The sequence below is a fragment of the uncultured Nocardioides sp. genome (assembly GCF_902805925.1).
Lineage (GTDB): Bacteria > Actinomycetota > Actinomycetes > Propionibacteriales > Nocardioidaceae > Nocardioides.
In genome coordinates this window covers 22096-34901 of sequence record NZ_CADCUP010000111.1, presented here as the reverse complement: position 1 = coordinate 34901, position 12806 = coordinate 22096, and the positions used below count along the sequence as shown (strand labels likewise).

General features: G+C 68.8%; 9 protein-coding genes and 1 tRNA gene. 2 read left to right on the top strand and 8 right to left on the bottom strand.

Annotated elements, in window-relative coordinates; translation table 11 throughout:
- From QZX64_RS07890 to QZX64_RS07865, 6 genes are all read right to left on the bottom strand, one after another.
- The coding region (locus QZX64_RS07890) for a 2Fe-2S iron-sulfur cluster-binding protein (RefSeq protein WP_295658184.1) at positions 1 to 852 on the bottom strand (852 nt) is incomplete at its 3' end.
- Positions 849 to 2633 carry an aldehyde ferredoxin oxidoreductase family protein gene (locus tag QZX64_RS07885; RefSeq protein WP_295658183.1) on the bottom strand — a complete coding sequence of 595 codons (1785 nt, stop codon included), beginning with the start codon at positions 2631 to 2633 and terminating at the stop codon, positions 849 to 851. The genes QZX64_RS07885 and QZX64_RS07890, both read right to left, overlap by 4 nt.
- A 1-nt stretch (position 2634) precedes the next feature.
- Positions 2635 to 3510 carry an NTP transferase domain-containing protein gene (locus QZX64_RS07880; RefSeq protein WP_295658182.1) on the bottom strand — a complete coding sequence of 292 codons (876 nt, stop codon included), beginning with the start codon at positions 3508 to 3510 and terminating at the stop codon, positions 2635 to 2637.
- Between the two features lie 337 nt (positions 3511 to 3847).
- Complete coding sequence (locus QZX64_RS07875; RefSeq protein ID WP_295658180.1) at positions 3848 to 4687, bottom strand: hydroxypyruvate isomerase family protein; 840 nt, start codon at positions 4685 to 4687, stop codon at positions 3848 to 3850.
- Between the two features lie 26 nt (positions 4688 to 4713).
- A complete protein-coding gene (gene pntB, locus QZX64_RS07870; RefSeq protein WP_295658179.1) occupies positions 4714 to 6135 on the bottom strand; it encodes a Re/Si-specific NAD(P)(+) transhydrogenase subunit beta in 1422 nt (473 codons plus the stop codon).
- Between the two features lie 3 nt (positions 6136 to 6138).
- A complete protein-coding gene (locus QZX64_RS07865; RefSeq protein WP_295658178.1) occupies positions 6139 to 7680 on the bottom strand; it encodes a Re/Si-specific NAD(P)(+) transhydrogenase subunit alpha in 1542 nt (513 codons plus the stop codon).
- Between the two features lie 843 nt (positions 7681 to 8523).
- Between QZX64_RS07865 and QZX64_RS07860 the strand changes: the two genes are divergently transcribed.
- Positions 8524 to 8667 (top strand): hypothetical protein, encoded by a 144-nt coding sequence (locus tag QZX64_RS07860; protein WP_295658176.1) that lies wholly within the window; start codon positions 8524 to 8526, stop codon positions 8665 to 8667.
- A 476-nt stretch (positions 8668 to 9143) separates the two neighbouring features.
- On the opposite strand, the gene QZX64_RS07855 is transcribed toward QZX64_RS07860, so the two are convergent.
- Positions 9144 to 9881, bottom strand: a complete 738-nt coding sequence (locus QZX64_RS07855; RefSeq protein ID WP_295658175.1) for a GntR family transcriptional regulator — start codon at positions 9879 to 9881, stop codon at positions 9144 to 9146.
- Between the two features lie 979 nt (positions 9882 to 10860).
- On the opposite strand from QZX64_RS07855, the gene QZX64_RS07850 reads away from it, so the two are divergent.
- Entirely contained in the window at positions 10861 to 12342 is a 1482-nt protein-coding gene (locus tag QZX64_RS07850; RefSeq protein ID WP_295658174.1) for a M28 family metallopeptidase, read from the top strand.
- Positions 12343 to 12657: 315 nt separating this feature from the next.
- Here the strand turns inward: QZX64_RS07850 and QZX64_RS07845 are convergent.
- Positions 12658 to 12731: transfer RNA gene (locus tag QZX64_RS07845), tRNA-Pro, on the bottom strand.
- Positions 12732 to 12806 lie beyond the last annotated feature (75 nt).

The following is a 12806-nucleotide window of genomic DNA, read 5'->3' as shown; positions in this document are numbered from 1 at the left end:
CTTGACGCAGAGTCGTCCCTGGCTGCCCAGGGACTGGTCGCGGCCCTCGGCGAACGAGATCCCGCCGCGCTCGCGGTCGACGTAGTAGGTCAGCGCGCAGCCGACGCCGCAGTACGGGCAGACCGTGTCGACCGCCTCGAGCTTCTCCCTCGGCTGGATCGGGATGTTGTTGATCGCCTTGTTGGTGATCGCGCCGGTCGGGCAGGCCGCGACGCACTCGCCGCAGGTCACGCACGACGACTCGCCCATCGGGTCGTTCAGGTCGAACGAGATGCGGGTCGAGTAGCCCTTGCCGCTGCGGCCGATCACGTCGTTGCCCTGGATGTCGTCGCAGGCGCGCACGCAGCGGTCGCAGAGGATGCAGGCGTCGTGATCGACGGAGATCACGGGGTTCGAGGCGTCGGTGCCTCGCGTGGGCCCGGCGAACAGGTCGTCCACGCTGCCGACCGAGTAACGGTCGGCAACCGAGATCAGCTCGTTGTCCGCGGTGGTGGTCTGCTTGGGGTCCTGCTCGCGCGGCGGCTGGTCGACGACGAGCAGCTCGGTGAGCACGGCGCGGCTGCGCTCGATCTCGGGCGTGGACGTCGTGACCTCCATCCCCGGGTCGCAGGGCCGGACGCAGGAGGCGGCGAGGACTCGTCCTCCGGTGTCGACGACGCACATCCGGCACACGCCGACCGGGTCGTACCGCTCGTCGTGGCACAGGACCGGGATGTCGATGCCCGCGTCGCGCGCGGCCTCCCAGATGGTGGTGCCCTCGGCCACGCTGAGGGACTGGCCGTCGATGGTCAGCGAGACGGTCTTCACTTCCTCGCTCGTGGGAGGGGCGATGCCGTCGCGGGTGATGGTCACGGTGTCGTCTCCGATCCTGTGGCGACGAGCTGTGGACGCCCTTCAGCGTCAAGCCCGCGCTCTAGGTAGTAGGTGTCGATCATGTCGCGCAGTCGGGAGGCGGGCAGAGTAGCCGTGCGTCCTGACTGGAGCGTTAGGGGGGTGTCGAGGAACCGCTCGGGCAGCCAGTCGTCGTCGGGCGTCCACCCCTCGCGGAGGTTGAATGCCCGCTTCGCCAGGACGATCCGCCGGGCGGTCTCCTGCAGCTCGGCACCGGTGATGTCCCACCCGGTGACGCGCGAGAGCAGGTCGGCCCACTCGACGTAGGGGTCGGTGAAGACGCCTCGGAGGAACTTGCACAGGATCATCGAGTCGATGACCGCGGCCCGGTCCTCGGTGGTGATGGCGGCGCGCACGTGGTCGGCGGCTCCCGCGAGCCGGTCGCGGTCACCGCTCAGGTCGGCCTCGTAGGCGCCGGAGCGGTTGTGGTCGGCACCGCGCGCGTTCACGGCCAGACCGAGCGCCATCGACTGGAGCGTGCGGGGCTCGTACCCCGGCATCTCCATGCCCTTCACGTGCGCGGCGAAGTCCTCCGACCCTTGGCCGACCTGCGCGGAGGCACGGCGCGTCCCCTCCGCGAGGAGGGCGCCGATGCCGGTGCGGGAGCCGATCTCGTCGAGAGCCCGCAGCACCGCGGAGCCGTCGCCGAACCTCAGCCACGACGCGTCGAGCAGCCCCCGCTCGACGCACTCCATCGCCCAGGCGATCGTGCCGCCGGCCGAGATGGTGTCGAGGCCGAGCTCGTCGCAGCGAGAGCTGGCGGCCAGCACGTCGTCGGCGTCGGAGACCCCGCAGAGTGGGCCGAGGGCGAAGACGTTCTCGTACTCCACCCGCGACTTCTTGCCGTCCTTGCCGGCATAGATGTGCTCGCAGCCGATGGAGCACGAGGCGCAGCTGTTCTTCGCGACGGAGCGGGTGCTCGCCAGCTCCTCGGTGGACAGCATGGCCGCGCCCTCGAACGTGGCGGCCTGGAAGTTGCGCGTCGGCAGGGTGCTGATCGCGTTGAAGGCGAGCAGGTTGGCGAGCGTCCCGAGCTCGCGGTACTTCTCTGTGGCCGGGCCGAACGAGCGCTTGCGGAGGTCCTTGGCCAGAGCCAGGACGCCATCCTTGTCGGCCAGCGTCACCCGCGTCCGGCCGCTCACCGAGACCGACTTGACGAGCTTGCTGCCGAGCACGGCACCGAGCCCGCCCCGGCCTGCGTGCCGTCCGTCGTGGGAGATGGTCGCGTAGCGCACCTGCGCCTCACCGGCCGGGCCGATCGAGGCCACCCGCCAGCGGGGTCCGCTGCGCTCGCGCACCGTCGCCTCGGCGTCGGCGGCGGACATCCCCCACTCGGCGGACGCGTCGGCCAGGGTGACGCCGTCCTCGCTGATGAAGACGTGGGTGGGCCGCTCGGCGCGGCCGGTGATGACGATGGCGTCGTACCCGGTGAACTTGCCGGCGATCGCGAAGTGGCTGGAGGCGAGTGCGTCGGTGAGCAGCCCGGTCAGCGGCGACTTCGCGACGACGGCGAACTTGGCGCTGGTGGTCAGCGGCGTCCCGACCAGCGGGGAGAACACGAACGAGAGCGGGTTCTCCGCAGCCAGCGGGTCGACCCCGGGAGGGGCGAGCTCAGCGGTCAGCCAGGTGCCGAGGCCGACGCCGCCCAGGGTGGCCCGGAGCACGTCCTCACTCAGGGGCAGCGTCGTCGCGGAGCCGTCGGTGACGTCGACGACGAGCGCGCGTCCGAAGTAGCCGTGCATGTCAGCCTCCTGCGTCCGCGGAGATGAACGAGACGGTGTCGCCCGCCTGCAGGGGAAGGGTGCCGTCGCTGCGGATCTGGTCACCGTTGACGGCGGCCAGGATGTGGCCGTCGAACGCGAGCCCGACGAGGTCGGCGGCATGACCGATGGTGGCCGCCCTGACCACGCGTGCCCCGCGCTCTCCCCCGCGCGTCGCGAGGACGCCGTACCGCTCGACGACCACCTCGGGCTCAGGACGGCGGCGGGCGGCCTCGTAGTCGTCGGGCTCGTTGACGTTCACCACCGACTCGAGCTCGGGGTCCACGGCCGCGAGGTCGCGGTCGGTGAGCAGGGCCTCCTCGTCGAGGACTCGCACCCGGCACTGCGCGAGCAGGTGGGCGGGGCGCAGCTGACCCTCGCCGAGCAGCTCCTCCACCAACGGGGCCAGCGCGGTGCGGTAGCCCGCGGCGAGCGGCTGCCGGAAGCCGCGGACGATCGGCAGGACGGCGTCGACCTCCGGCTCGGCGTCGGGGCCGGAGGTGAAGGCGGCGAGCACGGCGCGTACGAACGCGCTGTGCAGGAACGGCAGGTCGGTGGAGCACACGAAAGCGAAGTCCGGACGCGCGGGGTGCTCAGCGGCGGCGCGCAGCCCGACCGCTAGGCCCTGCATGGGTCCCATGCCCTCTCGAGGGTCGTCGCAGACGACGGTCTCGCGGTCGAGCTCGGGAAGCTCCTGCCCCGGCGCCCGCACGACGAACACCGGTCCGTCGACGCCGCGCTGCACCACTCCCGTGACGTGCCGGAGCAGCGTGGACCCATGCCACTCCAACGCTGCCTTGGCGGTTCCCATCCGCGATGAGCGACCGCCCGCGAGCACGATCCCTGCGGTAGTTGTCACAATGTAGACGGTATACGACGACCCTGGCGTCCGCCACCACCCGCCCCTCCTCCCACGTGGGATCAGCCTACGCCGAGAATCGCGACCACCACGGCCATGACCGGCCACAGGCGACGAGGGCGCAGGTGCGGAAGCGTCGGCAGCTGCCGGGTCCCGCGGGCGTGGGCGCCGTACCTCGATGCGCTCCTTGGGGTTGGCGAGACCGAGATCTCCAGCCGTGACGTCACGTCGTCGATGGCCCCGCCGTGGTGCCCCGGTGGTCCCCGACAGGCGACGTCGGCGACGTTGATCGCCTGGAGGTCCTCCGGGTGCCACGTGGCCACGGGCACCCGGGTGGTCAGTGACGGGCATCGGCGACAGCAGCGGTACGCCGCGCGCGCGGGACCCAGGCGAAGCTGTCCGCGGTCGTGGTGGAGGGTGTGTACTCCAGACCGACCCAGCCGGCGTACCCGGCGGCCTCGAGTGCGGCCAGCTGGCGCTCGAGTGGAAGCTCGCCGGTGCCCGGCTCGTGCCGACCTGGATCGTCGGCGATCTGGACGTGGCCGATCCGGTCGGCGTGGTCGGCGATGACCCTGTCGACGTCGTCACCGTTGACGGCCAGGTGATAGAGGTCGGCCAGGAGGGCGATGTTGGTGACCCCGGCATCGGCCTCGACCTGCTCGATGACGGCGATCGCGTCGGCAGCCGTGCGCAACGGATACCCGGACGCCCCGCTGATCGGCTCGATGAGGACCGTGCCGCCGATCGCACTCGCGGCATTCGCGGCGAACGCGAGGTTCGTCAGGGCCATCTCGTCCTGCTCCACGGGGAACAGGTCCGGGACCCGGTTGCCGTAGAGCGCGTTGAAGGCGGAGCACCCCAGCTGCTCGCCGATGCCCACGAGCACCTCGACGCTCTCGCGGAACTCGACGCTTCGGGCGGGCCAGGACACGAGCCCCCGGTCACCACCCGGCATGTCGCCCGCGGCGAAGTTCAGACCGACCAGCGCAACACCCGCATCGCGAACCGCGGACACGAACGCGTCGACGTCGCGATCACCCGGCACCGACTCGTCGAAGGGCCACCAGAACTCGACCGCCGTGAATCCGGCATCCGCAGCGGCGGCCGGCCTCTCGAGCAGAGGGACCTCGGTGAAGAGGATGGAACAGTTGACCTCGTAGCGAAGCGAGTGGCTCATCGTCGAGCCTTCTGTTGTCGGCTGTCTCACTCGAGGGCCGCCAGGATGTCGTCGACCCGTTCCTTGGCGTCGCCGAAGAGCATCGCGGCGTTGTCGTGGTAGAAGAGCGGGTTCTGGACACCGGCGTAGCCCGACGCCATGGATCGCTTGAACACGATCACGTCGTTCGCGTGCCACACCGTGAGGACGGGCATCCCGGCGATCGGGCTGCTCGGGTCCTCGGCCGCCGCGGGGTTGACGGTGTCGTTGGCACCGATGACGAGGACGACCGAGGTGTCCTTGAAGTCGTCGTTGATCTCATCCAGCTCCATGACGATGTCGTAGGGCACGTTGGCCTCGGCGAGGAGCACGTTCATGTGGCCGGGCAGTCGTCCGGCCACCGGGTGGATGCCGAAACGCACGTCCACGCCACGGTCGCGCAGCTTGCGGGTCAGCTGCGCGACGCCGTGCTGGGCCTGCGCGACGGCCATGCCGTATCCAGGCGCGATGATGACCGACTCGGCATCGAGAAGCAGTTCGGCAACCTGCTCGGCGTTGATCTCGCGGTGCTCGCCGTAGTCCTCGTCCCCGCCGGCGGATGCCTCGATGCCGAAGCCACCGGCGATCACCGAGATGAACGAGCGGTTCATCGCCTTGCACATGATGTAGGACAGATAGGCACCGGAGGAGCCGACCAGTGCTCCGGTGATGATGAGCAGGTCGTTCTCGAGCAGGAAGCCCGAGGCCGCCGCGGCCCAGCCGGAGTAGCTGTTGAGCATCGACACGACCACCGGCATGTCCCCACCGCCGATGGAGGCCACCAGGTGCCAGCCGAGCAGCAGTGCCAGGATCGTGACCACCACGAGCAACCACAGCTGGGGATCGATCACGAACCACGCTGTGAGAATGGCGAAGGCGCCCAGCGCCCCGAGGTTGAGCAGATTCTTGGCCGGCAGCATCAGTGGTGCGGAATTGATCCGGCCCGACAGCTTCAAGAACGCGACGATGGAGCCGGTGAACGTCACCGCACCGATGAAGACACCGATGAAGACCTCGGCATGGTGGATACCGAGGGTGCCGAGCGCGTCGAGACGCCGTGCTTCGCCCCCGGCCGCGTCACCCTCGACCTCGAGGAAGCCGTTCCAGCCGACCAGCACCGCCGCCAGACCCACGAAGCTGTGCAGCAGCGCGATCAGCTCTGGCATGCCGGTCATCTCCACGACCCGGGCCCGATAGATCCCGATCGCCGCTCCGACCACCATGGCCGTGACGAGCAGGACCAGCGCGGTCCCCTGGATCTGACCGTCGATGGTCACCACGATCGTCGCAACGATGGCGATCGCCATGCCGACCATGCCGTAGCCGTTGCCGGCCTTGGCGGTCTCGTGACGCGACAGCCCGGCGAGGGCAAGGATGAAGAACAGTGCCGCGAGGATGTAGGCCGCCTGAGCCGCCGTGTCGACAGTCATGTCTCAACTCCTCTGGAACATGCCGAGCATGCGCTGGGTGACCGCGAACCCGCCGAAGACGTTGATGCTGGCGAGCAGGATCGCAACGGCCGCGACAGCGGTGATCGCGGTGTCCCCGCGGTGGCCGATCTGGAGCAGAGCGCCGACCACGATGATCCCGGAGATCGCGTTGGTGACGCTCATCAGCGGCGTGTGCAACGCGTGGTGAACCTTCCCGATGACATAGAAGCCCACGACGATCGCCAGGGCGAACACCGTGAGGTGGCCCAGCAGCGCCGGTGGGGAGAGTGCCGCGACGACGAAGAACGCCGCACCGATCACACCGAGCAGAGCAGCACGCCGTGCGGGCGACATCGGCCGCCGTTCCTCCGACGCCTCCACGGGGGCATCCGCAGCTTTCCCCGACGCCGGTGCCGCGGGCGTTGCCGACACGTGCACCGGGGGCGGTGGCCAGGTCAGCTCACCGTCGTGGACGACCGTGATCGAACGCTGCACGACGTCGGTCTGGTCGAGCACCAGCTGGCCGTCCCCGTCTGGGGTCATCAGCTTGAGCAGGTTGACGACGTTCGTGCCGTACAGCTGTGACGCCTGCGCAGGCATCCGGCCCGCGAGGTCGGTGTAGCCGATCAGGATCACGCCGTTGTCAGTGCGGACCACCTCACCCGGCACCGTGCCTTCGACGTTCCCGCCGTTGGCCGCGGCCATGTCGACGACCACGCTCCCCGACCTCATGCTCGCCACCATCGCGGCGTCGATCAGCCGCGGCGCCGCCCTGCCAGGGATCAAGGCGGTGGTGATGATGATGTCGACCTCCTCGCACTGCGACGCGTAGAGACGGGCTTCGCGCTCCTTGTAGTCGTCGCCCATCTCCTTGGCGTACCCGGTGGAGCTGATCTCCACCTCCGGCGACTCGATGGCGATGTACTGGCCGCCCAGCGACTCCACCTGATCCGCCACCTCGGGACGCGGATCGGTCGCCCGGACGATCGCGCCCAGGCTGCGCGCGGTCCCGATGGCGGCCAGGCCGGCAACGCCCGCACCCACGACGAGCACCTTCGTCGGCGGCACCTTGCCTGCCGCGGTCACCTGCCCGGTGAAGAACCGGCCGAACTGGTGACCGGCCTCGAGCACCGCTCGGTAGCCGGCGACGCTGCCCATCGAGCTCAGCACATCCATCGACTGAGCCCGCGAGATCCGCGGCACGGCGTCCATCGCCAGCGCAGTGATCGGGCGCTTGGCGAGATCCTTGACCAGGTCGGCGTCAATCCCCGGGTTGAGCATGCCGATCAGCGTGGCGCCGGGGCGGAGCCGTTCGAGCTGGGGCCGCGAGGGAGGGTTGACGCCGAGAACGATGTCTGCCGCCAGCGCGTTGTCGATCGATGCGCCGGACGCGGTGTACGCAGCGTCGAGAAAGCTCGCCTCCACGCCCGCCCCGGGGTCCACGACGACCTCGTAGCCGAGGTCGATGAGCCGGGTCACGGTCTGCGGGGTCGCAGACACGCGGCGCTCGCCCGTGCGCGCTTCTTTGAGGATTCCGATGATCACGGCATCTCCGATCAGGACTGCACACGATGTGAGATCGCATACAGTATGTCGTCAGCGATATGCAGTTCGTCAAGTCCGACCCGGAGCGGAGCCCTTCAGCACGTGAACCGGGCGCGCGAAGGTCGTCTGCACCCTAGGCCATGCCTCGCGTGACGTCGCAGCCACCACCGAGCTCGTCCACGCCGGCATGGACGTGGCACGCCTGAGCTCCTGTACTCGCGGGCCCACCACGCCGAGCCCGGGAGAGCGCGTCCTCACACCCGAAGTGGTCGCCTTCATGGGTTTTCGAGAGTCGCACTCCCTGATCGAGGGGCTCCTTGACCGCCTGGTCAACGCGTCCCACGGCCTGCCCTTCGGGCTCGGCTCATCGGGGTCGAGCTGGACCTCGAGTCGCTGGACCACCAAGGCGTGCACTCGCCCTCGGGGACCCTGTGCCGTCAGGCGGAGATGAGACACCACGGCTGAGCTCCATCCCTCTGTCCCGGTCGCGAAGTGAGACACCCAGATGCCAGGGCCGGCACCATCAGGAGGACGCAACCGTCGAGGCCGACCTGCTGGACCTGGCTTGCCTACCAGGGAGACACCCCGAGCCGTGGGTCTGGGCGCCTTCGCGTCCCTGGCCGGCGCCCCACATGCAGCCCGCGGGACGAGCCGTGTCTCGGCTGCTTGAGATCTTCCGGTCAGACCGACTTCTGTGCGCGCGGCAACGGACAAGTCGGCCTTGTGGTCAGACTCACGTGCTCGGCGATTCGGATCGCGCGCGACGCAGTCGGGAGACTGTATGCAGTACACAGGCCGGGCGGAACCCCATTGGTTCGGCCCCCGAGAGCAAGGAGAAGGACCATGATCTTCACTCGTCGATTCGGTGCCCTGGCAGCCCGCCCGACGTTCGAGAGCATCGCCAGCCAAGACGACCTCGACCGTGAGCTCAATGATCTGCTGAACGACGCGGACCTCGCACCCGCCACTGACCGCTCCACCAACTGAGGCAGCCACTCGAGCCACGAGGCGGAATGAGCGTACGTCCACTGCCGGGCGCGGCGAGCCGGTCCAATCGCGGCGCGACGAGCGTCGGCTCGCGGTGGAGAACGAGATTCTCAAGCGTGCGACTGCCTCCTTCTCCTACCACGGGAGAACGCGCTCACACTGTCAGTCTCGGGCTACTACGGGGATCACGAGAGCGAGCCTGTGGGGAAAGCATGAGGCCCTCGCGCCGCAGCACCTCTCTCTCACAGCTCGCCCGACCAGCGGCGTGATACACGGCTGGGATCTCCGCCTTGCACCTCACGGTGAAACGTGCGTCGCCTGGGTCGATCTGATCGTGGGCTCAGCACCCCATCATCGATCCGGGCGTCGCTTCGCCCCCCGCATAGGAATAGACCGCAGAAGTGGTGTCGCGTCTGACCCTGACGAACGAGAGGACGGCGGCGAGCAGTCTTCTCAATCCCCGGGAGGGAGACGGCTCAGGCTCGCTCCGCGGCGACTTCCTCGCGCCACTCGTGGTACAGCTCGCGGGTCCGCTCGGCGTGCTGGCGCATCTGCGTGGCTGCGCGCCGCGAGTTCTTCTCCTCGATCGCGTCGATGATGCCGGCGTGCTCGTCCCACGCGTCCTTGCCGCGCGACCGTGCGATCGGCAGGTAGTACCACCGGACCCGCCGCTCGACCGACGCGATGAGATTGGTGAGCACGCGGTTGCCGGAAATGGAGACCACATGGGCGTGGAGTGCGGCGTTGGCAGTCACCATGTCTGCCTGGTCGTCGGCCGCAACAGCCTCCTCCCCGGCCCGCAACAGCGCACGGAGCTCCTCCAGGTGCTCAGCCGTCGCATACTTGGCCGCCAGGCGGGCGGACTCCGATTCCAACATGGCACGGACCGCCAGGAGCTGGTCGGCCTCCTCGTCGGTCGGCACGTGGACGAAGGCGCCGTGGCCCGGGCGGAGGTCGACCCATCCTTCGGTCTGCAGTCGCTGCAGTGCCTCACGGACCGGTTGCCGGCTGACGCCGAGATCTCTCGCCAGCTCGTTCTCGACGAGGTGCTCCCCCGGCTTCAGCTCGCGCGTGACGATCATCTCGGCGATCGCTTCGTAGACGCGCTCGCGCAGCGGCGTCGGACGCTCGAGTGGTGGCCGCGTGGCTCGGCGAGCAGAGGCCCCCCGGACGCTTCCCCCACCTAGCGACGATCCGGCTTCCCGCTGTTTCATGGCATCTTCCGGCCTCTCGCTTCGAAGTCCTTTGGCATGATCCGATTGTTCTTAGCATACAGTCGTCCGGATGCTCTGTGGTGAGTCACGGCGCGGCCACTCGGGCTGAGCCCCGGATCATCGATTCGCGGCGTCAGGAGCGGCACCAGACGGGTGTGACGGCAAAGCGTGGGCGCGCAAGCGGTCTGGTCGCACCATCGAGCGTGCGCAACGCCGCCGACGCGCCCGGATGGGTGTGGCGCGGCAGGCGGGAATCGGCGGATGCAGGCCCCCTGGGCGAAGGGACACGCCCAACGTTGACCCGCTCCAGCCTGTGGTTCAGCGGTCTAGACCCCCTGCCGTCGAACCTGTGCCGTCGCGGGAGTCGTCACGGTGGCGCGCCGGTGAGATGCCCGGTGCTCAAGTCCCTCCCGGTGCAGCCGGACCACACCACCTCCGCGTGGACCTTGCCGTGCACTGCCCGGTCGCCGTCGTAGCCGATCGGTCCGCGGGACGGACCCACGACATCAACGAGGTAGGCGTGCCGGCCGAGATGTACACCAGCAACGTCCTCCGCCGAGTCGCGGGCTCGGGGCCCTGACCGTACAACCCGGACACGCGGTGATCGACGACCTCGATCGTGGCCGACAAGTTGTGGGGGGATCGACCCCGGCAGGACCACACCCACCACGCTGGAACGTACCTTGTTTTGGGGGGGTCGGGCCTCTAGAGGTCACGTACCCCTCGCTATACGGTGCTGGAGAGGGGAGACCCGACCGGGACTCCCGAAGAGGAGAGGGACATGGCACCTCGGCTCACTTCGCGCCCTCGCGCGACACGCCTCGCGGCGCTAGCCGCCACGGCGATGCTTACCACCACAGCGCTACTGCCCGGGCAGACGGCATCAGCCTCGGCACCGCCCACCGCACCGGCATCCGGATACGACGCGTGCGACGACCGTGCGAACAACACCTATCGGAAGCTGCTCAAGTGCGTCTCGGTGAAGGGCATCCGGCAGCACCTGAAGGTGCTGCAGAAGATCGCTGACAACAGCACCGACCCGGTCTACCCCGGGACGCGTGCTGCGGGCACCGATGGCTACGACGACAGCGTCCGCTACGTGTCCCGCCTCCTCAGGAAAGCCGGATACAAGGTGACGTTGGATCCGGTCGACATCACGTTCAACTTCCCGGCGGAGCTCCGCCAGCTCACACCGGTGGCGGCCGAGTACGAGACCGGTGTCTTCACCGGCAGCGGCAGCGGGACCATCGACGGCGGGCAGGTCATCCCGGTCGACATCAACCTCACTGGCGACCGTGCCTCCACGAGCGGCTGCGAGGCGGCGGACTTCACCGGCCTGGACTTCAGCGGAACAGCCGACATCGCCCTGGTCCAACGCGGCACCTGCTTCTTCGGCACCAAGGCCTACTACGCCGAGCAGGCCGGCGCGGAGGCAGTGATCATCTTCAACCAGGGCAACGCCCCTGACCGTGAGGAGCTCATCGTGGCGGACGCCACGACCGTGGACGAGCCGATCCCCGGGGCACCCGGACCCATCACGCACGGCATCCCGGTGGTGGGTGCGAGCTTCGCCCAGGGTGTCGCCCTGGCCCAGTCGGGCTCCACCGCCTTCGTCAAGGTGCTTCCCGCTGAGACCCGGACCGACCACAACGTGATCGCCGAGCTGCCGGGCAAGAAGAAGGACAACGTTGTCATGGCCGGTGCGCACCTCGACAGCGTCATCGAGGGCCCGGGGATCAACGACAACGGGTCCGGGTCGGCCGCGCTGCTCGAGACCGCCCTGATGATGGCCAACACGAAGGCACCCAACACCCTGCGCTTCGCCTGGTGGGCCGCCGAGGAACAGGGACTCGTCGGCTCAGCCGACTACGTCGCGGGTCTCTCGGACACCGAGCGGGAGCGCATCGCGCTCTACATGAACTACGACATGGTCGCGTCGCCGAACTACATCTTCATGGTCTACGACGCGGACGAGTCGACGTTCCCGGCGCCGGAGGGCGTGCCGATCCCGGCAGGCTCGGCGGCTATCGAGGACGTCTACGAGTCGTACTACACGAGGATCGGTGAGCCGTACGACGACACCCTGTTCTCCGGCCGAAGCGACTACGAGGCATTCATTCTCGCCGGCATCCCGTCGAGCGGCCTGTTCACCGGCGCCGAGGTGATCAAGACGGAGGAGCAGGCGGCCATCTGGGGTGGCACCGCCGGGGAGCAGTTCGACCCCTGCTACCACCTCGAGTGCGACACGATCGCGAATGTCAACAACAACGCGCTTCGCGTCAACAGCAACCTCATCGCGTTCTCGATGTTGACGTTCGCGTACTCGACCGAGTCGGTCAACGGCGTGCCCGGCAGGAAGGTGCCGGGCCCGCGCTGGATGCCCACACCGGCGGGTCCGCAGGGCACGTTCGCAGGGGAAGGAGGCGGTGGCCTGCATCACGATCACGGTGCGACGTCGTAGCGTCTGACCAGGCCTGGGTGCGGTCCCTGGTGGCCGCACCCTGGCCGGCGCCGCACGCGGCGTGCCGAGCCGAGCTGATCGAGATGCGCCACCGGTGACTTCCTCGGCACGGATATGCGAAGTGAGCCAGGTGGCCGGGAGCGCATCGGCGATGACGACCGCGGCATCGAAGCGCCGAACCTGCGCCCGCCCGCGTGAAGCCATCCTTGATCGCGAACTCGACGGTTCTGGTCCGTCAACACGACACAAGTCGATCAGCTCAAACGCCTCGTGGCCCCTGACCTGCGTTCCCGCAGGTCAGGGGCCACTTCTCGGTCGGGCTGACAGGATTTGAACCTGCGACCCCTTGACCCCCAGTCAAGTGCGCTACCAAGCTGCGCCACAGCCCGAACGCCCCGGTCGGCCGGAGCGGAGTGAACACTATCGCACGGTGCCGGGACGTCTCGAATCGGCCCACGGGCGTG

Bases quoted from the DNA above. Each gene is read 5' to 3' on its own strand.
- pntB (WP_295658179.1), bottom strand. From the start codon at position 6,135: ATGACTGTCGACACGGCGGCTCAGGCGGCCTACATCCTCGCGGCACTG.
- QZX64_RS07875 (WP_295658180.1), bottom strand. From the start codon at position 4,687: ATGAGCCACTCGCTTCGCTACGAGGTCAACTGTTCCATCCTCTTCACC.
- QZX64_RS07885 (WP_295658183.1), bottom strand. From the start codon at position 2,633: ATGCACGGCTACTTCGGACGCGCGCTCGTCGTCGACGTCACCGACGGC.
- QZX64_RS07860 (WP_295658176.1), top strand. From the start codon at position 8,524: ATGATCTTCACTCGTCGATTCGGTGCCCTGGCAGCCCGCCCGACGTTC.
- QZX64_RS07855 (WP_295658175.1), bottom strand. From the start codon at position 9,881: ATGAAACAGCGGGAAGCCGGATCGTCGCTAGGTGGGGGAAGCGTCCGG.